The 25,746-nt window shown below is 44.2% G+C and carries 20 protein-coding genes; 4 read left to right on the forward strand and 16 right to left on the reverse strand.

The genetic code is table 11. The annotated features are described in order from the left end of the window. Positions 1-435 precede the first annotated feature (435 nt). Together AC4OGX_RS20060 and AC4OGX_RS20065 are read left to right on the forward strand one after the other, a co-directional pair. A complete protein-coding gene (locus AC4OGX_RS20060; RefSeq protein ID WP_493332570.1) occupies positions 436-1,380 on the forward strand; it encodes a hypothetical protein in 945 nt (314 codons plus the stop codon). Positions 1,381-1,414: 34 nt separating this feature from the next. Continuing rightward, a complete protein-coding gene (locus AC4OGX_RS20065; RefSeq protein ID WP_493332571.1) occupies positions 1,415-1,999 on the forward strand; it encodes a hypothetical protein in 585 nt (194 codons plus the stop codon). Between the two features lie 88 nt (positions 2,000-2,087). On the opposite strand, the gene AC4OGX_RS20070 is transcribed toward AC4OGX_RS20065, so the two are convergent. From AC4OGX_RS20070 to AC4OGX_RS20090, 5 genes are all read right to left on the reverse strand, one after another. After that, entirely contained in the window at positions 2,088-2,930 is an 843-nt protein-coding gene (locus AC4OGX_RS20070) for a glucosaminidase domain-containing protein (protein WP_493332573.1), read from the reverse strand. Between the two features lie 254 nt (positions 2,931-3,184). Continuing rightward, positions 3,185-4,600: a glycoside hydrolase family 32 protein gene (locus AC4OGX_RS20075; protein ID WP_493332574.1), complete on the reverse strand. Its 1,416-nt coding sequence runs from the start codon at positions 4,598-4,600 to the stop codon at positions 3,185-3,187. Positions 4,601-4,730: 130 nt separating this feature from the next. Then, entirely contained in the window at positions 4,731-6,608 is a 1,878-nt protein-coding gene (locus tag AC4OGX_RS20080) for a PTS sucrose transporter subunit IIABC (protein WP_493332576.1), read from the reverse strand. A 287-nt stretch (positions 6,609-6,895) separates the two neighbouring features. Next, positions 6,896-7,876: a LacI family DNA-binding transcriptional regulator gene (locus AC4OGX_RS20085; RefSeq protein ID WP_493332578.1), complete on the reverse strand. Its 981-nt coding sequence runs from the start codon at positions 7,874-7,876 to the stop codon at positions 6,896-6,898. 203 nt (positions 7,877-8,079) lie between these two features. Further along, positions 8,080-8,607 carry a DUF4865 family protein gene (locus tag AC4OGX_RS20090; protein WP_493332580.1) on the reverse strand — a complete coding sequence of 176 codons (528 nt, stop codon included), beginning with the start codon at positions 8,605-8,607 and terminating at the stop codon, positions 8,080-8,082. A 126-nt stretch (positions 8,608-8,733) separates the two neighbouring features. Here AC4OGX_RS20090 and AC4OGX_RS20095 point away from each other — a divergent pair, with 126 nt between their 5' ends. Beyond that, positions 8,734-9,582 (forward strand): LysR family transcriptional regulator, encoded by an 849-nt coding sequence (locus AC4OGX_RS20095; protein WP_493332581.1) that lies wholly within the window; start codon positions 8,734-8,736, stop codon positions 9,580-9,582. Positions 9,583-10,014: 432 nt separating this feature from the next. On the opposite strand, the gene AC4OGX_RS20100 is transcribed toward AC4OGX_RS20095, so the two are convergent. From AC4OGX_RS20100 to AC4OGX_RS20110, 3 genes are all read right to left on the reverse strand, one after another. Continuing rightward, positions 10,015-10,455: an RbsD/FucU family protein gene (locus tag AC4OGX_RS20100; RefSeq protein WP_493332583.1), complete on the reverse strand. Its 441-nt coding sequence runs from the start codon at positions 10,453-10,455 to the stop codon at positions 10,015-10,017. Between the two features lie 176 nt (positions 10,456-10,631). Continuing rightward, positions 10,632-12,437 (reverse strand): L-fucose isomerase, encoded by a 1,806-nt coding sequence (locus AC4OGX_RS20105; RefSeq protein WP_493332584.1) that lies wholly within the window; start codon positions 12,435-12,437, stop codon positions 10,632-10,634. Positions 12,438-12,451: 14 nt separating this feature from the next. Next, complete coding sequence (locus tag AC4OGX_RS20110) at positions 12,452-13,930, reverse strand: rhamnulokinase (RefSeq protein ID WP_493332585.1); 1,479 nt, start codon at positions 13,928-13,930, stop codon at positions 12,452-12,454. A gap of 184 nt (positions 13,931-14,114) precedes the next feature. Here AC4OGX_RS20110 and AC4OGX_RS20115 point away from each other — a divergent pair, with 184 nt between their 5' ends. After that, positions 14,115-14,960, forward strand: a complete 846-nt coding sequence (locus tag AC4OGX_RS20115) for an AraC family transcriptional regulator (RefSeq protein ID WP_493332586.1) — start codon at positions 14,115-14,117, stop codon at positions 14,958-14,960. A gap of 58 nt (positions 14,961-15,018) precedes the next feature. On the opposite strand, the gene AC4OGX_RS20120 is transcribed toward AC4OGX_RS20115, so the two are convergent. The 8 genes from AC4OGX_RS20120 to AC4OGX_RS20155 form a co-directional block, all read right to left on the reverse strand. Then, positions 15,019-16,884, reverse strand: a complete 1,866-nt coding sequence (locus AC4OGX_RS20120) for a sensor domain-containing diguanylate cyclase (RefSeq protein WP_493332587.1) — start codon at positions 16,882-16,884, stop codon at positions 15,019-15,021. 157 nt (positions 16,885-17,041) lie between these two features. After that, positions 17,042-17,482 carry a hypothetical protein gene (locus AC4OGX_RS20125; protein WP_493332588.1) on the reverse strand — a complete coding sequence of 147 codons (441 nt, stop codon included), beginning with the start codon at positions 17,480-17,482 and terminating at the stop codon, positions 17,042-17,044. 139 nt (positions 17,483-17,621) lie between these two features. Then, entirely contained in the window at positions 17,622-18,761 is a 1,140-nt protein-coding gene (locus tag AC4OGX_RS20130; RefSeq protein ID WP_493332590.1) for a substrate-binding domain-containing protein, read from the reverse strand. 107 nt (positions 18,762-18,868) lie between these two features. Beyond that, the gene (locus AC4OGX_RS20135) at positions 18,869-19,873 is read right to left on the reverse strand and encodes an ABC transporter permease (protein WP_493332591.1); all 1,005 of its coding nucleotides are present in this window, start codon (positions 19,871-19,873) and stop codon (positions 18,869-18,871) included. A gap of 13 nt (positions 19,874-19,886) precedes the next feature. Further along, entirely contained in the window at positions 19,887-21,383 is a 1,497-nt protein-coding gene (locus AC4OGX_RS20140; RefSeq protein WP_493332593.1) for a sugar ABC transporter ATP-binding protein, read from the reverse strand. A gap of 56 nt (positions 21,384-21,439) precedes the next feature. Continuing rightward, positions 21,440-22,414 (reverse strand): ABC transporter permease, encoded by a 975-nt coding sequence (locus AC4OGX_RS20145; RefSeq protein WP_493332594.1) that lies wholly within the window; start codon positions 22,412-22,414, stop codon positions 21,440-21,442. Between the two features lie 556 nt (positions 22,415-22,970). Beyond that, positions 22,971-23,969, reverse strand: a complete 999-nt coding sequence (locus tag AC4OGX_RS20150) for a substrate-binding domain-containing protein (protein WP_493332595.1) — start codon at positions 23,967-23,969, stop codon at positions 22,971-22,973. Next, positions 23,959-25,746 (reverse strand): cache domain-containing sensor histidine kinase, encoded by a 1,788-nt coding sequence (locus tag AC4OGX_RS20155; RefSeq protein WP_493332597.1) that lies wholly within the window; start codon positions 25,744-25,746, stop codon positions 23,959-23,961. Before AC4OGX_RS20155 ends, AC4OGX_RS20150 begins: the two co-directional genes overlap by 11 nt.

The following is a 25,746-nucleotide window of genomic DNA, read 5'->3' on the forward strand; positions in this document are numbered from 1 at the left end:
CTGCGCGTGGGAGCTTGCTCACTAAGCGCAGCTTCTATAAATATTGCCATTCGGCGTTTAGCCAAAGCGAGATGGAGCGGCTCTGCCGCGCAATCGAACTTGCAGGGCGGAATAATTGTTATTCTGAAGTTTTTTTATAAATGATTGTGTTTTTTTATTTTCTTTGCTATGATAAATTTATTCGAGTTGATGGTTCATGCCATCTTGGTGCATTAGGGGTAATGTACCTTTATTCTGTTTCATTTTTAATTTATCTTGCAGTATCTGCAATGATTCAATACTTTGTTAATGTATACATTTTAGAAAGAAAGGTGATTTTATGACCTTATAATTATATGATAAATGATTGAATTTCTATTGACACAACTTTTATATCTCTATGTTCTTATGAAATCTAGTGAAAACCGCTATTTTTCTTAGACTGATTATGTTAAAATGAAAGGTAAGAAACGTATGACAAATAATATATTATATCGGTTCAAAAATTGGGGTCGAAAGTATCGGATCAACCGTAAGTATAAGGATCAACTCTTCCGGCTGATTTTCAATAACAAGCAGGATCTTCTGGCATTGTATAATGCAGTCCATTCAACAAACTATACGGATTCAGATGATCTGATCATCACTACGATCAATGATGCTGTTTATCTGGGTATGAAGAATGACCTTTCATTTCTCATTGCCAATGTCCTGAATCTCTATGAGCATCAAAGTACCCTGAATCCAAATATGCCGCTCCGGGGGCTCTTCTATTTCTCGGATGTGTTGAGATCTTATATTGAGTCGAACCGACTCAACATTTACAGTAAAACATTGGTCTCACTCCCGGCACCTGTTTATCTTATTTTTTATAATGGAATTGATGATGCTCCTGACGAGATGGAATACCGGCTTTCCGATGCTTTTCATGATCTTCCGGATGGATTTCTACCAGCTCTGGAATGCCGTGCAAGAATGCTGAATATTAATCTTGGACATAATAAGATTTTAATGGGACGATGTCAAAAGCTGAATGAATATGCATGTTTTATCGCACGGATCCGTGGTTTTCTGGATAGAAAGTATCCATTAGAAGACGCAGTAAACAGGGCTGTGGATGAATGCATCGAAGAAGGGATCCTGGCTGATATTCTTAGGAAGAACCGAAGTGAGGTGATTAATATGATCTTGACAGATTACGATGAAAAACTTCATATGCAGACAGTTCGAAAAGAAGGGTATGAGGATGGATTCAAATCTGGAGATGCCCATCGCCTTAAAATACAAATCCAGAAAAAACTTCAAAAAGGCTATACAGTTCCCCAGATTGCTGACCTCCTGGAAGAGGATCCGTCTACAATAGATCAGTTAATTGAGGAATTAAAACAATCTGATAAATAGTATCAAAAACACCTGCCGTGAGGTATATCTGCTTATGAAATGCATCTCGCTTCCGGCACCTGTTTATCTTATTTTTTATAACGGGATTGACGATGCTCCCGATGAAATGAAGTACCGGCTTTCCGATGCTTTTCACGATCTTCCTGATGGATTTCTGCCAGCTCTGGAATGCCGTGCAAGAATGCTGAATATTAATCTTGGACATAATAAAATTTTAATGAGACGATGTCAAAAGCTGAATGAATATGCATGTTTTATCGCACGGATCCGCGGTTTTCTGGATAGGAAGTATCCATTGGAAGATGCTGTAAACCGGGCTGTGGATGAATGCATTGAGGAAGGGATCCTGGCTGATATTCTTAGGAAGAACCGAAGTGAGGTGATTGATATGATCTTGACAGATTACGATGAAAAACTTCATATGCAGACAGTTCGAAAAGAAGGGTATGAGGATGGATTCAAAGATGGATTAGAGGATGGATTCCAGTCCGGAGATACTCATCGTCTCAAAATACTGATCCAGAAGAAACTTCAAAAAGGTTATACGATTCCCCAGATTGCCGAGCTCCTGGAAGAGGATCCATCTACAATAAAGCAGTTAATTGAGGAATTGAAATAATCTGATAAATAGCATTAAAACACCTGCCGGAAGGAAGACGCATCTCATAAGCGACCATACCTCCCGGCAGGTGTTTTCTATACTTCTTTTATTTCATTTTCTTTAAATTTGCTATCATATCCACGATAGAATATCCGTAATTATCAGCCGTTGCCCAGCCATATCCCTCCGGGTTTTCCTGCTGCCCCAGCCATTCTACATAGGGTGCGCAGCCTTTGGTCACATATTCATACCGCTCATCTACACAGGCCTGCTCCAGCGCATCCGCTGTTGCATATGCCTTCAGATGCTGGATCTGCGCACGAATCCCGGTGCGCACATCCGGGTAAGAATTCCCTGCCACACCGCCCCCGGTTGTTCCAAGCCCCGCAAAGTTAAACTGTTCTATGGAAGAATCTCCTCCATACTGCAGCCAACCGGTTTCCTTCATGGTCTGAACAAATGCCACCTCCGGCCGTACTCCTTCCGCCACAGCTTCGTCATAATACATCTGGCAGAATGTCTCAATACTGTCTGCTCCGCCTTTGCTAAGGGCGTCAGCCGGATATTTTTCTCCGCTGGACTTAAAATACTCCACCATCTGGTCCACCGTCACAGAACTTTTCCCCATGATCGGGTACTGGCCCTTGGCAATCACTTCCTCGGCACCATCTCCTTCTGGCTGATCCGCTTTCTCTGGCTTCTCCTTTTCCGAAGTGTCCTCTGACTGTGCCGCTTCGTTCTCTGCTGCAGCTTTTTTAAGTGCCTCTTTATCTGCTGCAGCTTTTGGAACCGCCTCTTTATCTGCTGCATTCACCGTATCGGCCTTCATGTTCTTCCTATCAAATGCACCTTTATTTCCTGCAATTCCTACCGCAGCTACCAGCACCACAGCCAGCACGATCTCCAGCCATATCTTTAATTTTTCCTTATTAAAAACATTGAAATCCATCTAACCACCCTTGTGTCACCATTCACAGCCACCGTCTCAGCATGCACAGAACCAGCCGGAAATCGGGTCCTCAATTTCTCTCCGGCTGTGAATCGTATTATCCTTGTCCAAAGTTTACGTTCCTACTACTTTACAATATATGCTGCAAAAATGCAAGTATGCAGGAAGCTATAGCTTTTTACAAATTTATTGAAAAAATGCAGCCATAGACGCTCTAACGGGCTGTGCTGACAGACTCGTTTCAATGCTTCTCTTTACATGATTTCCTCTTGATAATCAACGTGAAAACCTTCCAATTCCCAATAGACCACTTCCGCTTCTCCCTGTTTCACGCAAAAATCACTCATCCCGTCCTCTGTATAAAAACGTGTAGTAAACACTTCTTCTCCGCCATTTAGATAGATTTCCAGACAGGAAGTATCCGCCAGTATCCTGATGTGCCGGCAGGATTCCAGGTATACGCTTCGTTTTCGTCTTCCATATCCGAGGTCCATTTCCTCGTCAAACGCAAGGGTAAACAACCTGTCAGCTTTCTGATATGCAAGTGTGATCCCATCACTGATCACGATTTTGACATCCTCACTTAAGACCTCAATTTCCGCATCATACATCTGTCTTCTCACAGAAGACTTCCCCTTTTCCAGTGTATGTCTGACGCCGCGCAGATTTTCCAGTTCTGCGGCAGGATACTGCATCACCTTTCCGTCTTTCAAAAACACCTCCCGCATAACAGTCAAGGCGTTCTGCCAGCCCTGCTCCACTGTAGGATTACTCTGCCCCGGCTCATCCGGCATCCCGACCCATCCGATCAGGAGCCGTCTTCCCTTGTCATCCTGAAAAGTCTGCGGCGCATAAAAATCGAACCCGCGGTCCCATTCTTTAAAATGTACCAACCGATGCTCTCTCTCGAAAGATCCCTCCACTTCAAAGTAACCCGCCTGATAAATGTTTTGATAATCAATTCCTCTCTGCTCCACTCCCTGAGGAGAAATACTGAGAATTTTTTTATCCCCCAGCATAAAAGCATCCGGGCACTCCCACATATATCCGAAGTTCTCTTCCGATTTAAGGATATTCACCAGCTCCCATGCTTTTAGATCAGAGCTTCTATATAAAAGCACCTCCCCGATGTCATTCTTCGTCCTTGCACCCAGGAACATGTAACAGTTCCCATCTTCTATCCCTATGCTCTCTCCTGTCACCACCTTTGGGTCCCTGATATGGCAGGACAGATGAGACGGATAATCCGAATTGGTCATCAGGCATTCTTTTTCCCCGAATGTAATTCCATCCTCACTGCTGACTAAAATTGTGTTTCCCTGACGGCCCTCGTAAATATAATCATAATCTCCGGTCAATTTTACATTCCCCGTATAGTAAAGGTTCATCTTCCCGTCCTTGACAAGAGCCGATCCCGAGTACACACCATGACTTTCAAATGCCTCCTTGGGAGAAAGTGCAATCCCCTCAAATTTCCAGTTGATGAGGTCCGGGCTGGTATAGTGCCCCCAATATTTCGTTCCGCCATTCGGGTCATCCGGCGTATACTGGAAAAACACATGATACACGCCCCGAAACTGACACAGCCCGTTCGGATCATTCAGCCACCCCCGTGGCGGCATTAAATGTAGCCCCAGCCTCCATTTATCATTCCAATTCATCTCTGTCATCCATTCCATCCTCGTTTCCCAATTATAGATTCCCCTGTCTCAAATATGGCTCAGCTTATTTGCAGTGAAGTACGCATCATGCTCTGCATGATACAATACATCCGCCCGCTTCGCTTCGCACGCTCTCCAATTATCTCTGTTTGATCTGGACTTCCTGATACTGTCCTGGATTCGTGATAATAATCGGGCTGACCGTCTCAAGTCCTGCTGCCTTGATCTGCTCCATATCAAATTCAGCAAGCAGCTGTCCCTCTTCCACGGCATCTCCCGTCTCTACATGAACGTTGAAGGGTTCCCCATTGAGAGTGACTGTATCAATTCCCACATGGATCAGCACCTCCACTCCATCCTTCGTCTCAAGTCCGATCGCATGTTTTGTATCAAATACGGCTGCCACTGTACAGTCAAACGGTGCATATACTTTTCCCTCTGCCGGTCTGACGCCGACGCCTCCTCCCAGCACACCAGATGCAAAAGTTTCATCCGGTACCTCTTCAAGCGGGATCACTTTCCCGTTGATCGGGCAGGTAAAAATCAGCTCCTTAGCACTATTTGAAAGATTCTTTTCCTCTTTAACAGTATCGTCTTCCACTATCTCCTCAGCCTCTACCGATGCCACTTCCTGTGTATCTTCCTTAAATCCCAGTATTCCGGTCAGCACGAATGCCACACCGAATGCGATCGCCATGGCGATGACATAATGCAGAGGGCTGTGCAGGTGCAGAAGAATTCCAAAAATACCTGTCACCCCTGTTCCTGTTGCTCCCAGATTCACGATAGATGCATATAAAGCTCCGCATGCACCGCCGATAGATGCCGCAATAAATGGTTTTACAAGACGTAAATTCACGCCAAAGATCGCCGGCTCCGTAATTCCCATACATGCACTAAGCGCTGACGGAAGAGCTACTGACTTCATCTTCTGGTTCTTGCTCTTAAATGCAACTGCCAGTGCAGCGCCGCCCTGTGCCACATTTGCCGCTGATGCCAGAGGCAGCCAGAAGGTCAGTCCATACTTAGCAAGCTGTCCGATATCAATGACGGTATACATATGATGGATTCCTGATACAACTGTTGTTGCATACGCGCCGCCCATAATAAAGCTTCCGATTCCAAACGGAAGTGTCAGAAGCTTCTGAATTCCATTCAAAAGTCCATTCTCAACAAATACGAACACCGGGCCGATTGCCGCGAGTGTCAGATATCCGGTCACAAAAACGCTGACCAGCGGTGTCACAAACAGATCAAACATCGGCGGTACGATCTTATGCAGCTTTTTCTCGATGATACTTAAGACAAAGACCGCAATGATAACAGGAATCACATGCCCCTGATAACCAACCATGTCGATCTTCCAAAGTCCGAAGAATACCTCCTGTGTCTTCTGCACACCTTCTGTGGCAACGGTCCAGGCATTCTGCAGATTCGGATGGATCATGATCATACCGATAACCGCCCCAAGAAATGGATTCGCTCCGAATACCTTTGCCGCACTAAACGCGATCAGGATAGGCAGGAATACATATGCCACATTGCTGAACAACACTGCAAACTGATAAATGGAGCCGTCTGTATTAATGCTCAGGAAACCATTATTGACCATAAAGTTTAAGGCTTCCATGATCCCCATCAGAAAACCGCTGGCAACGATAGCCGGGATAATCGGAACGAAAATATCGCCAATGGTCTTAATGACCCTCTGGAACGGATTCGCTTTCTTAGCTGCCTCCCTTTTCACATCCTCTTTGCTGGCTTCTGATATCCCCCCGATCTTGATGAATTCGTCATATACCTTATTCACTGTCCCGGTTCCAAGAATGATCTGCATCTGCCCTGATGCAAAGAACACTCCCTTCACTGCATCGATATTCTCTACCCCTTTGCTGTTACACTTGTCATTGTCTGCAATGACAAGACGCAGCCTTGTTGCACAATGTGCTGCTGAAATAAGGTTTTCCTTCCCACCCACATTCTCCAGGATCTGTCTGGCAATTGAATTGTAGTCCATAGTGTCCTCCTTTATGATATCGTTATCACTTGTTTTGTTCATATATCTTTTGATCTGCTCTAAATACATGTGTTTTATATATGAAATCGTTTTCACTTTATGTTTCTATTTTATCACTTTTTCTCTGTCTGTAAATAGGAAGAAGCAACAAAAATACAGCACATTTTTTGTTACTAATCAACAAATCAATAACACAGCATCTCCATCATGCAAAAAACAGAAGGTCTTCCATAGATACTATTGTCTATGAAAACCTTCTGTTTCATTCAGTTTCTTTTGTTCCGGCATTAAACGCTTTCAGCCTCAACTACCTCATACCCCAGCTGAATCTGCCGGGCAACACAATTCTTATCCTCGATCATCTCCAGCAGCATATTTGCCGCCTCGATCCCACTTGTCTTATAGAAAAGATGAGCCGTCGTCAGTTTAGGTGTCACGACCCGGGACATTCGATTATGCCCGATGCCAACGATCGCAATATCCTCGGGAATCCGTTTTCCCTCCTCTTTTAAACAAGTCAGCGCCCCTACTGCCAGAGTATCTGTGGCACAAAATACAGCATCCAGCTCCGCATTTTGCTTTAACAGCATTTTCATACAGTCATAGCCGGCATCCATTGTAAACCCGGCTGTCACGACCATCTTTGGCTCCACCGCTTTTTTCTGTTCCCTCATGGCATCCCGATAGCCTTGTGTCCTGCTCTTCCCTGCTGCCTCATCACTCTGTGTCACCGCAATATGCCCGATGTGCTGTTTCCCGCTCTTTAAAAGCAGCTCCGTCATTGCCTTAGCAGCCCCATAATCATCATGATATACACACGCAAAGCTGTCAAACTTCTGGCTGATTACCACCACCGGGATCTCCATCTTCTTAAGCGCATCCTGATGTGCCTTATCATAAACAGACGCGGAAAATAAGATCCCATCCACCGGATTATTCTGCAGAAGATTCAGGTATTCTATCTCCTTCTTCGGATCATTCTCCGTACTCACCAGCAGCATCTGATACCCTTCCTTAGATAACACCGAGCTGATCCCATCCGCCACCCGGGCGATCGACTCCGAACTGATCTTAGGAAGGATCACCCCGATCACCTTGGACTTCTTTGTCCGCAGAATCTGAGCCTGTTTAGAAGGCTGGTACCCCGTTTTATCGATCACCGCCTTGATCCGTTTCCTCTTATCCTCACTAATATACCCGTCATTCAAATATCTCGAAACTGCAGAGACCGAAACCCCCGCCATCTTCGCAATCTCTGTAATTGTCATAACTAACCCTCTTCTCCATCCTTCGAAAGTAAACGAAAAGTCATCCCTATATTATCCAATTGTAGCATCAACCACCTTCTGATTCAAGCGGCATTTTGGGGAATGAACATACTTGGATTTATAAAGAAAAAGGGACGCCAGCCGGGAGACTTGAGGGTGCAGAGGACAGGGAGCTTTTTCGGATGCTGGCCGCTTGCTAAGAATCACACTGATAAATGCAGTATGTCATAAAGTATTCCAATGTGACCGCTGGCGGGTCTATTTGCAAAGAAGTAATATTCAGAATATTTCCATTTATCGGGATTATAGATCAACACTCTGCCAGTGCAATCACTAAATATGAAAGAAAAATCGAGAGATTTCATATGTGTTGCAGGTAATATTTCTTTCTCAATTTCAATAACATATTTAGATCGTATAAAATTACTTTCTAACGTATATATCAAAGGGATACCTGTCTTTATATTTTGCCATCCAAATGAATTTAGTATATTGTCGTAAAAACCATTAAAAATAAACTTATTCATACCAGCACTATCTTTCCACAAATATAAAGGTGAATACTGATTGTGGTTACCTTCCCCCTCACTCTTACTTTCAGTTATAAGATAAGCCTTAAATAATAAATCCTGAAAGCCATCTGTTTTGTGCCCATTAGCAGCAACTCTTTTTCTGATATTATTCATATCATAATTTTCTGGCAATAGAATTTTATATTGCATTGCAATCATTTGTCACTCCCTCTTTCCGAAACAGTTTAAGTTTTGTTTCCAATATAATTATACATTCTCTCTTTATGAGTGTATAATAGTTGTTGATGATAATTGCTATCATTTTAAATGATGGAGGTGTTGATTGTGGAAAGTTTGGAATTAAGGATATTTAAAGAAGTTGCCTACGCAAAATCTATTACCAAAGCTGCTGAGAATATGGGATATGTACAATCAAATATTACTGCTCATATCAAAAAACTTGAAGCCGAATTAAACACAACTCTTTTTATGCGTAACAATAAAGGAGTAGCACTGACTCATGACGGGGAGAGATTATTATTTCAGGCAGAAAAGATAATCTCTTTATTAGACGGAACTTCCCTTTCCTTTAAAAACAGCGCAGACTCTTTAAAAATCGGCGCTACACAAACAGTAGCAGGTTATCTCCTGCCTCAATGTTTAATGAAATATAAAAATAAATTTCCAAATGTATCTATATCAGTTCATACACTTAATCAAAATATTTTAAGCTCACAATTAGGGAATGGACAACTAGATTGTATTATAACTAATAGTTCAGAAGATTTTATACAGGGAAAACAAATTTTTCAATATCCAGAAAGTTTATTACTTATTGCCCCCGCCTCATGTCAATACCTGGATGAAGTAATAAGATCCCCTATTATAACTAACGATATTGAATCTTGCCCATACAGAAAAGTTCTTCTGAATTGGTGGTATTTACATCAATCCGTTTTGCCAGAAATAATAGAACTAGACACTGTAGAAGCAATCCTTAATTTGGTTTCTAACGGTGGAGGTATTTCTTTGTTGCCTAAAAATGTTCTATGCGGCAGACAGGATATTAGAACTTTTGTTATTGAAGAGTTGCAGTCTACATCAATTCATATGTGGATTGCAAAGGATAAACAGCCCTCTGAATACACTGTACTGAAAAATATTCTGGAAGAAGAATTAAAATACAGCATGTAAATCATATACAAATATGATGCAGGAATTTCGTTATGTCATCTTACAACTTTGCAGGCAGACAATCAAGGTGTGTGTTATCGATATCCTTAACTATGTGAAACTCCTGCCTTCCCCCCTGATGCGCCCAGCGACGCAGAATGTAGCCCGGCTCTGCTCTGGGGGGATCTGTGTATGGCTTTTCAGATGTCTTAGAACGCGTTTAGAGACAGTTAACGAAAAAGCGGAAAAAACAGAGGTCAGAATTCGCCGTACAACGGCGTAATTCTGCGGCCTGCTTGCTGAGAAATCATCAAGATTTCTCAGCATATAGGCCGGTGCCTCTGTTTTTCCCGCTTTTTCGTTTACTGTCTCTTAACAAGTGGCCCGACATCCGAAAAGCATACACAGATCCCCCCCGAGCAGAGCCGGGCTGCGTTATGCGGAAGCGCCCCCCTACTCTACAACGACTCCTTTTTGGAGCATGATGTTTGCGTAAAGTGCTTTTTCGCTTGTTGCAATGATCGCATAAGCTGTTTTTGCTTCCTCATAGAATGCGAAACGCTCGATATTTCCAACCACGTCTGCTCCTCTTTCATCATGCTTTGCAATGATCTCTTTGTATGTGTCCCAGATCGGAGTCTCTACATCGTCTCCGTCCATTACCTGCATCAGGTTCACTGGCTTCTCTACATATGTATCGAGAGGGAATACCTGAAGGATCGCATCCAGGATCTCCGGTACGCCATGTCCATCGCAGCGGATTACGATGGCGTCTTTTCCCATGGATTCTGCCGGGAAGTTTCCGTCAGAGATGACAAGACGGTCGCTGTGTCCCATTTCACATAATACTTTTAATAATTCTGGTGATAAGATCTGTGGAATTCCTTTTAACATTTGATTGTCCTCCTGTTTTCTCCCAGACTGTTTCCGCCTGGTCTCTATTTCATTATTATAGAGGCTGCTGTGAAGCCTGCACATGCATCCTCATGATGTCTTAACGCAAAGAGCGCCTATAGGAATAGGCACTCTCTGCATTTTGGTAGGTATTATAAATTTAGTGGATAGCGTAATTATCTCATGCCTTTGTACAGTGGGCCATAAGCCTGGCAGGCTCTGAAATCCTGTCCCTCTTTGTCCTGTCCAAATGCATTCCATGATGCCGGTCTGAAGATCTTCTCTTCCGGAACATTGTGCATAGCTACCGGGATTCTTAACATAGAGCACATTGTGATCAGGTCAGCTCCGATGTGTCCGTAGCTGATTGCTCCGTGGTTAGCTCCCCAGTTGTTCATAACATCATAAGCAGTCTTGAAAGCACCTTCTCCTGTTACTCTTGGTGCAAACCATGTACATGGCCATGTATAGTCTGTTCTCTTCCAAAGAACATCTGTTACTTCGTCCGGAAGATTTACGGTCCAGCCTTCTGCGATCTGAAGCATTGGTCCTAAGTTCTTCACAAGGTTCAGACGGATCATCGTTACAGGCATCTCTGCTTGTGTCACAAATCTGGATGAGAATCCACCGCCTCTAAAGTATCCAAGGTCAGCGTAGTTCCATGTTGTAGCATTCATCATTGCTTCCTGGTCTGCTTCTGTTACATCATACCAAGGCTTCATGCATCCGTTTCCATCTGCATCTTTTGACTGTCCGTTAGCATCCAGGCAGGCTGCTCCGGAGTTGATCAGGTGGATGAATCCGCCTGCTTCCTTTGCATGTCCTTCTAATTCGTAGCCGTTTGCAGCTCTCTTAACAGCCTCCGGGCTCCAGTATGTACGAACATCAGCGAAGATCTGTGCTGAGTTTGTAAGCAGTTTACAGAACATCATTCCCAGTCCGTTGAGAACATCATTCTCTGTTGCCAGAACGTATGGCTCTCTTGCTCCGTTCCAGTCGAAGGAAGAGTTCAGCATAGCCTCCGGGAAATCACAGTTCGGATAGAAATCTGTCCACTGTCTCTGTCCCTGGAATCCGGCTGCAAGAGCGTTGTGTCCAACTTTTTCTTCCTCTGCTCCGTCCGGGAGGTTTGGATTTCCGTTCATCAGGTCTTTGATGATGCACATCATCTTTACTACAAATTCCCAGTCAGAATCTTTGTGTTCACGTGATTTCTGCAGTTCCTCCGGGTTCTTATCAAATCCTTCTTTGCACTTCTCTTTTGTCCATGCAAGAGCTTTCTTGTATTCTTCTTCATCGTAGATGCCTTCTGTCATACGGCGGATGATCTCAACCTCATCAACAGACTCTACACGCATGCCAAGGTACTCCTCGATAAATGCAGGATCAATGATGGATCCGCCGATTCCCATACAGATAGAACCGATCTGTAAGTAGGATTTACCTCTCATGGTTGCTGCTGCAACTGCGGCACGTCCGAATCTTAATAACTTTTCTTTTACATCACATGGGATAGATGTATCGTCTGCTTCCTGAACATCATGTCCGTAGATGCCGAATGCCGGAAGACCCTTCTGTGCATGTGTAGCCAGAACGGATGCAAGGTAAACAGCTCCTGGTCTTTCAGTTCCGTTGAATCCCCAAACAGCCTTGATGGTCTGTGGATCCATATCCATTGTCTCTGCACCGTAGCACCAGCATGGTGTCACTGTCAGAGTGATGTCAACGCCTTCTTTTTTGAATTTATCTGCACAGGCAGCAGCCTCTGCAACACGTCCGATCGTTGTATCAGCGATCACAACCTTAACCGGCTCACCGTTTGTGTACTTTAAGTTCTCCTCAAACAGTTTTGCAGCGGATTTAGCCATGTTCATTGTCTGCTCTTCCAGAGACTCACGAACCTTCAAAACACCTCTGCGTCCATCAATTGTAGGTCTGATACCGATTACTGGATAATCCCCGATAAGTCTTGATTTTGCCATGATTTGTTTCCTCCTTAATTTTGAATAATGGTTTTAAATTTCTCATATGCGGCATTCCATTTTTCTTCATCCTGCGGAATGTACTCATATGTTTTTTCTGAATCTGCAATGATCTGTCTTGCTTCATTCATGTCTTTGATCTCACCGAGTGACATGAACTGTACGGCAATGTTGCCCAGTGCCGTCGCCTCTACAGGACCGGCGATTACTTTGCGTCCATTGGCCCCTGCCGTCATCTGGCAGAGAAGCTTGCTCTGGATACCGCCGCCGATCATATGGATCGTCGGATAATGCTTACCTGTACAGGATTCGATCTGTTCCAGTGCATACCGATACTTAAGCGCAAGGCTCTGATTGATACAGCACATGATCTCTCCTACCGTCTGTGGAACCTTCTGTCCGGTTCTGCGGCAGAACTCCCTGATCCGTTCCGGAATATTGCCTGCCGGCACGAATTCCGGCGCATCCGGATCAATGAAGCTCCGGAATGGCTCTGCTTTCATCGCCATCTGTTCCAGCTCACCAAAGGAATACTCTTCTCCTTCGCGGATCCACTGTCTTCTGCTCTCCTGTGCGAGCCACAGGCCGATGATATTCTTCAAAAGTGTGGTCGTGTCTCCATAACCACCCTCGTTACTTACATTGCACTCTAAGGACTTCTCTCCGATAATTGGCGCCTTGAGCTCGGTTCCAAACAGGCTCCACGTTCCGCAGCTGATAAACATGAAATCCTCTTCCTGTGTCGGAACTGCAACTACGGCACTCTGCGTGTCGTGGCTGGCAACTGCAATCACCTTAGCCGGCTTAATTCCAAGCTCTTCACAGATCTCATCACTTAAGGTCCCCACGACAGTACCGCTTGGTACGATCTCCGGGAAGATATCCTTCGGGATCTTGAGTGCGTCCATGATCTTATCAGACCAAACCTTGTTCCTTGCATCCATCAGCTGAGTTGTGGTGGACATTGTATACTCTGCTTTCTTCTCTCCGGTCAGAAAATAATTAAACAGATCCGGTGTCAGAAGAAGCTTGTCTGCACGTTCCAGAAGCCATGGTCTCTTCTGTACCAGTGAGTAAAGCTGGAAAACGGTATTGAAGTTCTCGAACTGATTCCCTGTCAGGTCATACACCTCATCCTTCGGGATCGCCTTGAACACCTCTTCCTGCATCCCCAGAGTTCTGTCATCTCTGTAATGTACAGCACTCTCAAGCAGCACCCCGTGCTCATCCAGAAGTCCGAAATCAACACCCCATGTATCAATTCCGATACTGTCAAAGCCGCCCTTTTGCTTTGCTTTGATAATACCCTGTTTAATCTCGAAAAATTGTCTCAGTGTGTCCCAGTACATGGTCTTGCCAATGATCACCGGGTCGTTGGAAAAGCGGTACACTTCTTCCATATGTATCTTCCCGTCTTCTAAAGTTCCCAGGATCGCACGTCCGCTGGAAGCTCCGAAGTCAAATGCAAGCACCTGTTTCTTTTCACTACTCACACATCTTCCTCCTTTCAAAGTCAGTCAGGAGACCTCGCATCCCCTTTACTGCCTGATGGTAAATACGAACCTATGCACTGGTTCTGTATTTCCCCTTTCACTGGTTTTATTTTATCATTGTACCGGAAAATATACTTGTGCTATAATAGTAAAAAATATAACAATATTCACATAAAGGAGAATTATGCAATATATCAATTACCGGGAGAGCTGGCAGAGGGGTACTGTCGACTTCCCCTTTGAATACCACCATGTAACCCCCATGCACCCACAATACGTCATGTCTCTGCACTGGCACGTAGAATTTGAGATCATCCGAATTCTGGAGGGAAGCTTCCAGCTGTCCATTGACGAGCAGGAATACACGGTTTCCGGGGGCTCTGCTATTCTCATCCCCGCAGGCGCCGTCCATTCCGGCATTCCCTGCGGCTGTACCTATGAGTGCATTGTCTTTGACATGAATATGCTGATGAATAAGAATGATGCCTGCTGTAAACTGATCCGTAAGATCATCGACCACGAGGTGGAGCCGGCCTATGTCTATCCGGAATCTTATAACGATATCCACCAAACCATCTGGTCTTTATTCGACGCGATCGCCTCCAAAAAGGAAGGATATCAGCTGGTCGTACTGGGGAACCTCTATCAGATGATTGGTCTGGTCTTCTCACAGCAGTACTATGATCCTGCCCCTGCCCAGCCTCCGCGCAATCACAAACGGATTCTCCAGCTCAAGACTGCTCTGGAATTTATGGAGTCTTCCTATAATAAACAGATTACCCTTGAGGAAATGTCAGGCAGTGTCAATATGTCTCCCAAATACTTCTGCCGCTTTTTCCAGGAGATGACCCACCGTACTCCCATTGATTATCTGAATTACTATCGGATCGAGCGCGCCTGCTATCAACTTATGACCACAGACCAGTCTATCACAGAAGTAGCATATAATTCTGGTTTTAATGATTTAAGTTACTTTATAAAAACATTTAAAAAGTACAAAGGTACTACGCCAAAGCAATACCTTAAATAACATCCCGGATCAAAGTCATGCGATACACGCAGACAGCAGAATCCAACAAAAGTATCTTTTAAACTTTTTTACTGCTGTCAGCCGTATCCTTATTGATAATGCTATACTTATTCTTTCCTTCCCGCTTAGCCTCATACATGGCGGCATCCGCTACTTTATATAATTCCTGGTAGCTGCTGCCGTCTGCCGGATAGGCAGAAATCCCGACACTGACGGAAAATGCTGTCTTTGACTTTGCCAGCCGTCTCAGGAGATATTCGGCTTTACTGCATGCAACCTTTCGATCCTTCACATCTCCCATGAAGACAATGAACTCATCTCCCCCGATCCTGCCGATAATATCTTCGCGCCGGAATACTTTTTTCATCTCTTTCACCAGCTGAGAGAGGAGTGCATCTCCTGCAGAATGTCCCATATTGTCATTGATTGATTTAAAATCATCCACATCCAGCATGTAGAAGAAACCGGACACTACATGATCCAGGCGCTCCCCGATCTGTTCTTCTGCCGTCTCTCTGTTCAGCGCTCCGGTCATAGCATCAATAGAAGACTTTTGGATCAGGCGCTGCTCCTGCGTCCGCTGGTCATGAATATCCGAGAATTTACCGACTACCATGACAGCCCTTCCCCTTCTGTCCTTCAAAAGCTGTGCCTGGCAGTGCATCCAGCGGTATTCCCCTTCTTTATTGAGGAATCTCATCTCCGCCTCCGTCTGATCCCTGGAATCCTCCTGCATACTTTTCAGCATCTCACGCATGATCCCGACATCATCAGGATGCAAAAGGCTGAATTCCTGTTCCTGGCTGAAGGGATATCTGATATCCTCCGGCCTCACATCAAAATGATCTATAATATTAGGCGTAAAAGCCAGGGCCTTAGTTTCACAGTCATATTCAAACAGGATCGTATCTGAAAACTGTGCAAGCAGTTCATACCGTACCTGATCACGCAGAAGCCGATCCCTCAACTGGACGTAAATCCATACAGCACCGCCAAGCAGTACCGCCAAAAACACCAAAAGTGAGGTGATCAGCAGTCTGGTATTCTTCATGATCGAAGTAGAATACCCTTTCACCTCATTAGAATGGGTCATAGATAAAAGAACCCATCCATTATACTGAAGATCCGTTGTCATGATGAAGAACTGGCCTTCAAGCGGACTCTCTATAGACACTAATGTTGTCTTCCCAGCACTCAGCCCGGCACGGACCTCTTCTGTCTTGTTCTTTGATACTCCCATCTCTTCCAGCTCATGAAAAAGATTTTCTTTGCCGTCATAATACATAGCTTCATCCAGGATCAGGCTTCCATCGTTCTTGATCAGAAAATTCGAGGTCCATTCATAGTCCTGGCGGGCTGTAACCTCCATCAAGACCTCAGCCTTAATAAAACCACAGACAACACCTTCCATCCTTCCATCTTTTCTGACCGGCTCCATCACACTGATCGCATACTCTCCATCCAAGTACTTTGAAGCAAACACCTCTGAAATAACACTCTCACCGTCTAGAAGCCTTTTAAGCACTTCCGCATCCGTCTTTCCGGTCTCATCCATTGACAGACTCTCTTCTAATATATCCGAAGGAAAATATTCCATATCAGACAAAATGTCCAGTTTCTCAACTGCATTCTGATATAACCTGTTCAGCTCATGTTCTGCCATATCTGACTTCTCATAGATCTGCGCGACCGACTTCACTAATATCTGAACCTCACGGATAGAATCATCGATCTGAACTACCTGGCCTTTATGGATCGAAGTCAGATTCTCCTCTACAAGGGAATTGAATATCTGTGCATTCCTGCTCTGATACATCCTGAGCATGACAGCCACCATGATCCCAGTCAAAATAAGACTCCCCAAAAGCAGGAGTATCCCATGCCGCTTCATAACCTTTCTCTGTCCGTCATTCTTATTATCCATACCGATTCCTCTTTTTCCTGAAGAATTTTGGCAATATAAATATATGTCCTATTATACTCGCTCTTACAGATATTCTCAAGGGATACCACAGGTAAAAAGTATACTGAAAGAGCATACACAAAAACCGGCGCTTTTTATCACACCGGTCCTGAATTCATCAAAATATCCCAAATATTTTTTCTCGGAATGCTCCATACAGCGTATCATAATCGGTGTATTGGATATCCCCCTCTTTAAAGCTCTTTTTCCAAACTTTACGGACTCCCTCCGCAATCATCTTAGAATCCTCTGACTCCATCCCGAGAATCGTCGGAAAAACATAGTAGATCATGAAAAAGTTCAGATCCACCTGGGTACGCGCCTCAACAACTCCCTTTTTATTAGAAAAACGGGTTTTCACAGCCTCTGCCAGACATTTCCCGATCTCTTCGGCTGCCGCTTCTTTATCCCCGGCCTGTCCTACATAATCTGCCATTTCCCGAAAAAAATGTCCGTTCTTTTCAATAAACATCTTTGTGTTGCTTTCGTAGCTTTTCTTTTTCAGATGTCCAATCATCTTTTCCTTATTATCAAAGACAGTTTCTATTCCCTGAAGCATATCATTCCTCCTCGAATCTTCCTTTCGTGATCCTTGTAGTTTCACATAAACCATCAATATTATAGCAGATTTTAAGTAAAAAAGGAACCGGGATACCCCCGGTTCCTCCATAAACAACTATTTTTATGATCTGTTATGATTAGTCATACAGGTTTGGCTTAATGTCAGCTTCTTCCATGTTTGTAGAATCATACCAGTAACCATCTGTCTCGATATCACTTACTTCTTCACCGTTGCAGATCTTTGTAAGTGTTTCGATAGATAATTTACCCTGCATCAGAGGAGACTGTGTAACAGCACCAAGTAATGTACCATCTTTAACAGCAGCCTTGATTGTTGAACCAGCATCGAATCCAGCAGCGATGATGTTCTTCTCTGGGTCTGATCCTAATACGTTCAGGTTCTGGTTAGCTGTCAGAACACCCTCTGCAGAAACCTGGTTAGAACCGAAGATTGCGATCGTATCTTTTTTGTTCATGATGTTAGCAGCTTCTGTAGAGCACAGCTCAACTGTTGTCTGAGCCGGTACTGCGATCTCGATGATGATGTCTGCTGACTTCTCGTCACCTTTGTCTTCTACTTTACCAACATAGTAGTCATTTCCTGTTACAGCAACTTTCTTTCCGTCAGCTGTAGCGAGCTCGATGAATTTGTTAACGAATCCAAGACCACGCTCTGTAATGTTAGCAGATGTAGCATCCTGGTTTACTTCACCAACTCTGACTGGACCATCAGCTTTTGCAATTTTATCTTTTACTGCTTCATAGATCTTTTCTGCTGCGATAGCACCTGCTGCACCGTTGTTTGTTACAACTGTTGCGTAAACAGATCCTTCTGGAGCGTCCGGCACACCTGAGTCGAAGCAAACTACCGGGATCTTCTGGTCAAGTGCTGTCTGCAGAGACTCAAGAACGGAGTTCTGGTCACATGCTGCAAGAGCGATACCGTCTGGTTTCTGGCTGATTGCGTTGTTCAGCATGTTTACCTGGTCAGCGATATCAGACTCAGCGTTAGGTCCTGTTGTGTTAGCTGTAACACCCAGTTCTTCTTCTGCCTGTTTGATTCCCTGAACAGCTGCCTGCCAGTATGATGACTGGAAGCTCTTTACAACAACTTCAAAGTGGTATCCGCCTTTGCCTGCGTCACCTTTGTCTTCTGTCTCAGTCTTTGCTGCACCGTCATCAGCTTTCTTGTCGTCGCCGCCTTTGCTTCCACAGCCAGCGATCATTCCTGCTACCATGCATCCGCTAAGTAACACTGCTAAAACTTTCTTTTTCATAATTTTTTGTCCTCCTGACATAAAATAGTTTTATAGTAACAGCCGGGAACAGATGTTCCATCCAGTCTCCCCTGGCTGCTGACTATCGTTAAAATAAGGTTACCAGATTACTCTTTGTCGTTCTTTCTCTTTAAGATATCTACCAGTACGGCTGCGATCAGGACAAAACCTGTGATGATCTGCTGCCAGTTCGCTGTCAGTCCGATGAACGGAAGTCCTGTCTTTAACAGACAGATAACGAATACACCGGCAAGAGTTCCTGTGATACTACCTGCGCCGCCTGACATGGACACGCCGCCGATGATTGCTCCACCGATGGCCTCAAGCTCGAATCCGGCTCCTGTACCCGGCTGAACCGTTGCAAAGATAGCAGAGTAAGAAATCGCTGCCAGTCCTGCAAAGAATCCTGAAATCACATATGCAAAAATGTGATAGAATTTTACATTAACACCAGATAATCTGGTTGCTTCTTTATTACTTCCGATCGCCAGTGTATACCGGCCGATCTTCGTATGATTCAGAACGAATGTCATCGCAATAACTATCAGTATGATCCATAAGAAACCAATCGGGATGTTCAAGCCATTCATTTGAATCTTAAAGATACTTCTGAACCATCCTCCCGGAGCAATTGCTGCCGGCCATGAAATACCGAATCCACCTACTATAATAGAGCCCAGCCCCCGCGTGATCATACACGTACAAAGTGTTGCCAAAAACGGCGGCAGATCCATCAATGCGACCAGACAGCCATTTACTACTCCGATTGCCACACCAAACAGAATACTTATCAGCATTCCTGCCCATGTTGGCCAGCCATGGAACGTGATCAGATAACCTCCTACCAGTGAGTAACAAATAAGTCCTGTACCAATGGAAAGGTCAACACCGGATGTCATCAGTGGGAAAGCAACACCGATCGCCATCAATGTAATGTAGTATGAATAATCCAAAATACTTACAAACGTTGTATATTTTCTAAAATTTGGACTGAATGCACAGAAGAAGATAAACAATGCGATTACAACCAAGAGAACGATAAACTTCTGTCCTCCCAATCTGTCAATCGTAGACTCCTTTCTGCCAGCCACTTTAGTCTTATTGTCTGCCATTTTATTTTCCTCCCTACTCAATCTCTCGTGTAGCCAGATTCATGATATTTTCCTGAGTTGCCTCTGCAATATCCAGCTCACCCGTCTTCTTACCTTCACACATTACGATAATTCTATCACTCATACGTAAGATTTCCGTCATCTCAGAGGATATCATAATAATGGCTTTTCCTTCTGCTGCCAGCTGATTCATCAATTTGTAGATCTCACTCTTTGCACCTACATCGATACCTCTTGTAGGCTCATCGAATATCAGGATATCACAGTCTCTGGTCAGCCATTTTGCAATAACGACCTTCTGCTGGTTACCACCTGACAGGTTCACAACAAGCTGATCAACATCCGGTGTCTTCGTTGCCAGGGAGTCTACATATTTCTGGGCAACTTCCTTTTCTTTCTTCTTATCAATGAAGATACCGTTCATATACTTTTCCATCGTTGCCATTGTTGTATTCTCAGCAACAGACTTCTGAACTACGATTCCGTATCTCTTTCTGTCCTCTGACAGATATCCGATACCATGATTAACCGCATCCTGCGGGCTGTTAATAGTTACCTTCTTTCCATTGATATAGATATCCCCGCTGTCGATCGGGTCTGCACCGAAGAGGGCACGCGCTGTCTCTGTACGTCCTGCTCCCATCAGTCCTGAGAAACCAAGGATCTCGCCTTTGTGTAATTCAAAGCTTACATCCTGTACCATTTTTCCTGCTTTCAGGTGATCCACCTTAAGTACGACCGGAGCATCCTTCGGTACCATGCTCTGTGTCTTAGGATCTTCGTAAATAACACGTCCGACCATCATATTGATAATATCGTCCTTTGTACTGTCTTTTGTGATCAGAGTTCCTACATATGTACCATCTCTCATGACTGTAACTCTGTCCGTAATCTTCTTGATCTCATCCATACGATGTGAGATGTAGACAATACCCATATTTTTTTCTCTCAAGTCACGAATGATCTTGAACAGCTCATCAATCTCCGTCTCTGTCAGTGCTGCAGAAGGCTCATCAAAGATGATGACTTTCGCATCATGAGAAATCGCCTTTGCGATCTCGCACATCTGCTGCTTTCCGACTGTCAGCCTGCTCATTGTTTCCTTCGGATCAATATCAATGTTCATTCTCTGGAAAAGCTTTTTTGCTTCCTCGTTCATCTTCTTATCATCAATGCGGATACCTTTTTTAAACTCTCTTCCGATAAAGATGTTCTGTGCAACCGTCAGATGACCAAGCATGTTCAGCTCCTGATGCACGATAACGATACCTGCATCCTGTGCTTCTCTTGTATTTGTGAATTCTACTTCTTTACCTTCATATGTAATCGTACCGGAATCTTTTTTATAGATACCTGTCAACACCTTCATAAGTGTGGACTTTCCGGCACCATTCTCTCCCATCAATGCAAGGACTTCACCTTTTCTCACTTCCAGATCAACGTGGTCCAGTGCATGAACACCAGGGAAAGATTTATCAATATCTTTCATCGTTAATATAACTTCGCCCATTCTCTTACCCTTGCCTTTCTTTCACTTTCAAATTTCCATGTATCATTATTTCCATATTAGTTCTTTCTACGTCTTGAAACAACATCACTGAATACGGCAACAATAACAATAATACCTGTAATAATTAGCTGATAGTTTTTATCAAGGCCAAGAGCCAGGATACCTTCCTGAAGCAGAGCAATAATAAATACACCGATCACAGTACCGCTGATGGATGCAAGACCTCCTGCCATGGAAGTTCCTCCCATTACACAGCCTGCAATTGCTTCATTGTTGTACTGGTCGCCATATCCCGGCTGAACAGTTGTGTATGCCGCTACATAGAACAATGCACTGATACCAACCAGCACTCCGCAGATAACATATGCTGACATCTCCCACTTTTTAACATTGACTCCAGAAAGTCTGACTGCCTCTTTGTTGCTTCCAAGAGATAATATGTAACGTCCCATCTTTGTCTTGTTCAGAAGGACTGCACAAACCACTGCAACTACAAGGAAGATGATCAGGCCTGTCGGGATACCTTCCATCTTAACTATGTTTCTGTACCAGCCGCTTTCTGTTGCTGCCTGCGGCCAGCTGACGGACTGTGTCTTTGTAAATACAGACGCAAGTCCTTTTGCAATATTCATACTTGCCATGGAAGTGATGAATGACGGTACTGACCAGTATGCAACCAGATAACCATTGAAAACACCAAATGCGATTCCTACGGCAAGACTGATCACCATCGCTGCTGCCATCGGCACACCATATGAGATCAGACTATATCCTGAAACAAGTGCACAGCAGAACATTACTGGTCCGATCGAGAAATCAATTCCGCCTGTTGCAATTACAAAAGTAACTCCTAATGATAAAAATCCAAGAAAATATGCATAGTTGAGGGCATTCATAATTCGGTTCATCCCTGCAAAGCTTCCCTGCGTCATTACACAGAAGAACGCATACAGAAGAATCAAAACAAAGCATAACACGATTCTGTTAAACCCCACCTTTTTTACAAAAGGATTTTGTTTAATCTTTCCCACTTTTCTTCCTCCTACTTCTTCAGCCATACTGATTTTGATAATAAAATTTTGTACCTGTCTGATCTGCTGTCTCCATAGCCTGGGAAATGGTTCCTTTCCGAAGTGCACGAATCAGCCGGTACCAGGCTATGCAGTGCTATCCTGCACCAGCCATCCCTTTCATTGACTTTTTCTCTCTGAGCATTACTGTCCCTCCTTCTCCCTCATATATATTCCCTGTTGCATTACGTTCTTCTTTCTGTAAGCTCTTCCGATACGTTTACACCCAAAAAATAATAACCTCTTACACCTATGTCCTGAAGTCATTATCTATCAATATTCAACCGCATCCGGCACACCGGATACGATAAAGGAGGCTGCCTAAATAAACCAAAAATGAATAATTTATTAAATTTCTGTAACTTTTATGTTGTTAGTATACTCTGTGAAACTTTTTTTTGAAATCGAATATCTTACTAAAAAAGGTTAAAAAATTACACCCTGTAATTTTTTAACCTTTTTGTGCTTACTATATAATTTATCTGCTGTATGCATGACTGATATGCCGGCCGTGCTGCTACTGCCCGGTCAGCGGATAAAGCAGCCTCTGATTCTCCTCTTCATACATATTATTGCGGTTGATCAGCTTACAGCCGGAATCCAGATCCTTCTCTGCTGTTTTCCCGCTCATGATATTTGCCGCCTGTTCCATTCCAAGATACCCCATGTTGAAAGGCTTCTGTATAATGATCCCCTGGAAGACCCCCTCCTCTAAAAGCTGGATCTCCTCTACAGAATTGTCAAAACCGACCACCTTTACCTTACCAGCCAGCCCCAGATCCTTAACGGCCCTTGCCGCACCTACAGCTCCGTACTCATTCGTCCCCATGATCATGCCGATATCAGGATAGCGTTTCAGCATCGCCAGCGTCTGATCATATGCTTTATCATAGGAGGAATCACAGAAGACCACATCCTTTACCTGGGATTCATATTTTCCCAGGCCGTCCCGCATCCCTTTTTCCCTTTCGATCGCCGTGGAAGAACCTTTTACGTGAGCTACGATCCCGATCGGGGTATCTGTGTCGATCAAAGACCTGGCATACTCTCCAAGCTCCTTTCCTCCCCGGTAGTTGTCCGTAGCCACAGTGCTGGCGGCGATATCCCGGTCGATCACAGAATCGATCAGAACCAGCCTGATCCCGTTATCAACTACCTCCTGAAGCGCTTCACTTGTCTCAGAATAACTGCACGGCGCTGCCAGTATCACATCCGGTCTCTTCTTGATGCTTTCCCTGATACATTCGATCTGCCCTTTTAGATCTTCTTCCGACTTTCCTCCCATTACCTCCAGATCCAGGCCGAACTCTTCTGCCCCCAACTCTGCCCCCGAGATCAGGGAGGTCCAAAAACCATTGGTGCTGTCGATCGTCTTGGGGATCAGGATTACTTTATAGACCTTCTTCTCCCTGTTTTTTGCATCAAACATTCCAAATACCACCAACAGGATCGAGGCGATGATGATGAAAATGAATATCCCTGTCATTCTTTTTTTACTGATCGTCCTACTCTTCATCTTTGCGGCTTACCAGCGGCACTGTAACAGTAGCCACTGTCCCTACCCCCTTTCTGCTGATATAGGTAATCCCGTATTCTGCCCCATAATAAAGCTGCAGCCTCTTCTGCACATTCGGCACACCTACACCATTTGATTTATGTGCTTTCTTCGTCTCATCAAAAATGTGCTCCAGCGTCTCATCGTCCATGCCCACGCCGTCATCTGCGATCGTAATGCAGACCTTGCTGCCGCGCTCGTAGCCTCTGATATTCAGATTTCCCTTCGTTTCTTTATATTTCAGGCCGTGATAGATCGCATTCTCCACCAGCGGCTGCAGGGCAAACTTAATGATCATCACATGCAGGATCTCCGGTGCCACCTCGATCGAGTATTCCAGCTTGTCCTTATACCGCATCTTCTGGATCGTAAGATAGCTGCGCACATATTCGATCTCCTCTGCCAGTGTCACCTGTTCTTTATCGTTACTGATACTCTGTCTGAGCAGCTTCGCAAGTGCAGAGGTCATCAGCACGACCTCTTCATTCTGTCCGGCCTCCGACATCCAGATGATGGAATCCAGGGTATTATAGAGAAAATGCGGGTTGATCTGAGCCTGAAGAGCCCTCATCTCATTCTTCCGCTTCTGCTTCTGCTCATACACATTCTGCTCCATCAGAGTATGGATACGTTCCGTCATCACATTAAATGACTTACTAAGGCTGCCGATCTCATTTTTAGCTGTCACCACTACATTGGCCTTGTCAAACTGCCCTTCCTCCACCATACTCATAGAGTCCCGAAGCTGCCGGATCGGCCTTGTGATCTCCCTGGAAATAATATTAGAAATGACAATAACACTCAGAAGCAGCACTCCTGCCACAAGCAGATACATCATCTGTGCCTGTTTATTATTCTTAAGCAGCTCCGAGGTATTGGCTGCCCCTACCACAGTCCAGCCGGTCTTTCTTGATTTTGAAAACGTATAGATCTTATCCCCTGTATTCAGGTAATCCTCATCCGAGGCCATGATCTCGTCAATATTTTCCGTGATCAAACCACCATACATCAGCTGCTGCTTGGGGTGATAGATGATGTTCCCATTCTCATCCACGATAAATATATATCCCTTATTGCCGATACTATTATTATTACACAGCTCACTGATCGCCGTATAATTCAGGTCTACAAAAAACACCCCGTCCTTTTTTGCTGTATTATAATCAATCAGCGCCTTGCTCAGAGTGATGACCCATTTATAACTGCTTTTGATGGAATTCTGCACATGGGAAGAAGAAATAGCAGTTCCCTCCCTTGTCGTCAGCGCTGCCTGATACCAATCCTGCTCCTTGATATTGATATACTCCGTAAACTCATCATGTCCGTCATTCAGAATACTGCGTCCGTTATTGGCTACAACCGCAATATTATAGATGTCGCTGCGGCTGTCCAGGATCGTCTTAAACTGTGACAGAATCCTCTGCTTTTCGTCTTCCCGTTCCTTCTCGGTCTGATTTTCATTATACAGATAATTCGAAACATCGCTGCTCGTGGAAACAATATATGAGATATTCTCTAAATATGTCACATAAGAATCGATATCATAGTTCACCTGTTTGATAATCTGCGATGTATAATTGATAGAGTTCTCATAAATGGAATTACTCGTATAATTCATGGCGATAAGCAGGAAAATAAGCACGGCAATCACCATCAGGACCGAAAATGAGACCATCATGGTGCTCTGAATGCTTTTAAACCTGCTGAATATTGTCCTGGTTTCTTCTTTTCTCTTCAT

The organism is Faecalicatena sp., assembly GCF_058819085.1.

Excerpts from the sequence above, each read along its gene's own strand:
- AC4OGX_RS20060 (WP_493332570.1), top strand. The coding sequence starts at position 436 with ATGAAAGGTAAGAAACGTATGACAAATAATATATTATATCGGTTCAAA.
- AC4OGX_RS20065 (WP_493332571.1), top strand. The coding sequence starts at position 1,415 with ATGAAATGCATCTCGCTTCCGGCACCTGTTTATCTTATTTTTTATAAC.
- AC4OGX_RS20070 (WP_493332573.1), bottom strand. The coding sequence starts at position 2,930 with ATGGATTTCAATGTTTTTAATAAGGAAAAATTAAAGATATGGCTGGAG.
- AC4OGX_RS20075 (WP_493332574.1), bottom strand. The coding sequence starts at position 4,600 with ATGACAGAGATGAATTGGAATGATAAATGGAGGCTGGGGCTACATTTA.
- AC4OGX_RS20080 (WP_493332576.1), bottom strand. The coding sequence starts at position 6,608 with ATGGACTACAATTCAATTGCCAGACAGATCCTGGAGAATGTGGGTGGG.
- AC4OGX_RS20085 (WP_493332578.1), bottom strand. The coding sequence starts at position 7,876 with ATGACAATTACAGAGATTGCGAAGATGGCGGGGGTTTCGGTCTCTGCA.
- AC4OGX_RS20090 (WP_493332580.1), bottom strand. The coding sequence starts at position 8,607 with ATGATTGCAATGCAATATAAAATTCTATTGCCAGAAAATTATGATATG.
- AC4OGX_RS20100 (WP_493332583.1), bottom strand. The coding sequence starts at position 10,455 with ATGTTAAAAGGAATTCCACAGATCTTATCACCAGAATTATTAAAAGTA.
- AC4OGX_RS20105 (WP_493332584.1), bottom strand. The coding sequence starts at position 12,437 with ATGGCAAAATCAAGACTTATCGGGGATTATCCAGTAATCGGTATCAGA.
- AC4OGX_RS20115 (WP_493332586.1), top strand. The coding sequence starts at position 14,115 with ATGCAATATATCAATTACCGGGAGAGCTGGCAGAGGGGTACTGTCGAC.
- AC4OGX_RS20120 (WP_493332587.1), bottom strand. The coding sequence starts at position 16,884 with ATGGATAATAAGAATGACGGACAGAGAAAGGTTATGAAGCGGCATGGG.
- AC4OGX_RS20125 (WP_493332588.1), bottom strand. The coding sequence starts at position 17,482 with ATGCTTCAGGGAATAGAAACTGTCTTTGATAATAAGGAAAAGATGATT.
- AC4OGX_RS20130 (WP_493332590.1), bottom strand. The coding sequence starts at position 18,761 with ATGAAAAAGAAAGTTTTAGCAGTGTTACTTAGCGGATGCATGGTAGCA.
- AC4OGX_RS20135 (WP_493332591.1), bottom strand. The coding sequence starts at position 19,873 with ATGGCAGACAATAAGACTAAAGTGGCTGGCAGAAAGGAGTCTACGATT.
- AC4OGX_RS20140 (WP_493332593.1), bottom strand. The coding sequence starts at position 21,383 with ATGGGCGAAGTTATATTAACGATGAAAGATATTGATAAATCTTTCCCT.
- AC4OGX_RS20150 (WP_493332595.1), bottom strand. The coding sequence starts at position 23,969 with ATGAAGAGTAGGACGATCAGTAAAAAAAGAATGACAGGGATATTCATT.
- AC4OGX_RS20155 (WP_493332597.1), bottom strand. The coding sequence starts at position 25,746 with ATGAAGAGAAAAGAAGAAACCAGGACAATATTCAGCAGGTTTAAAAGC.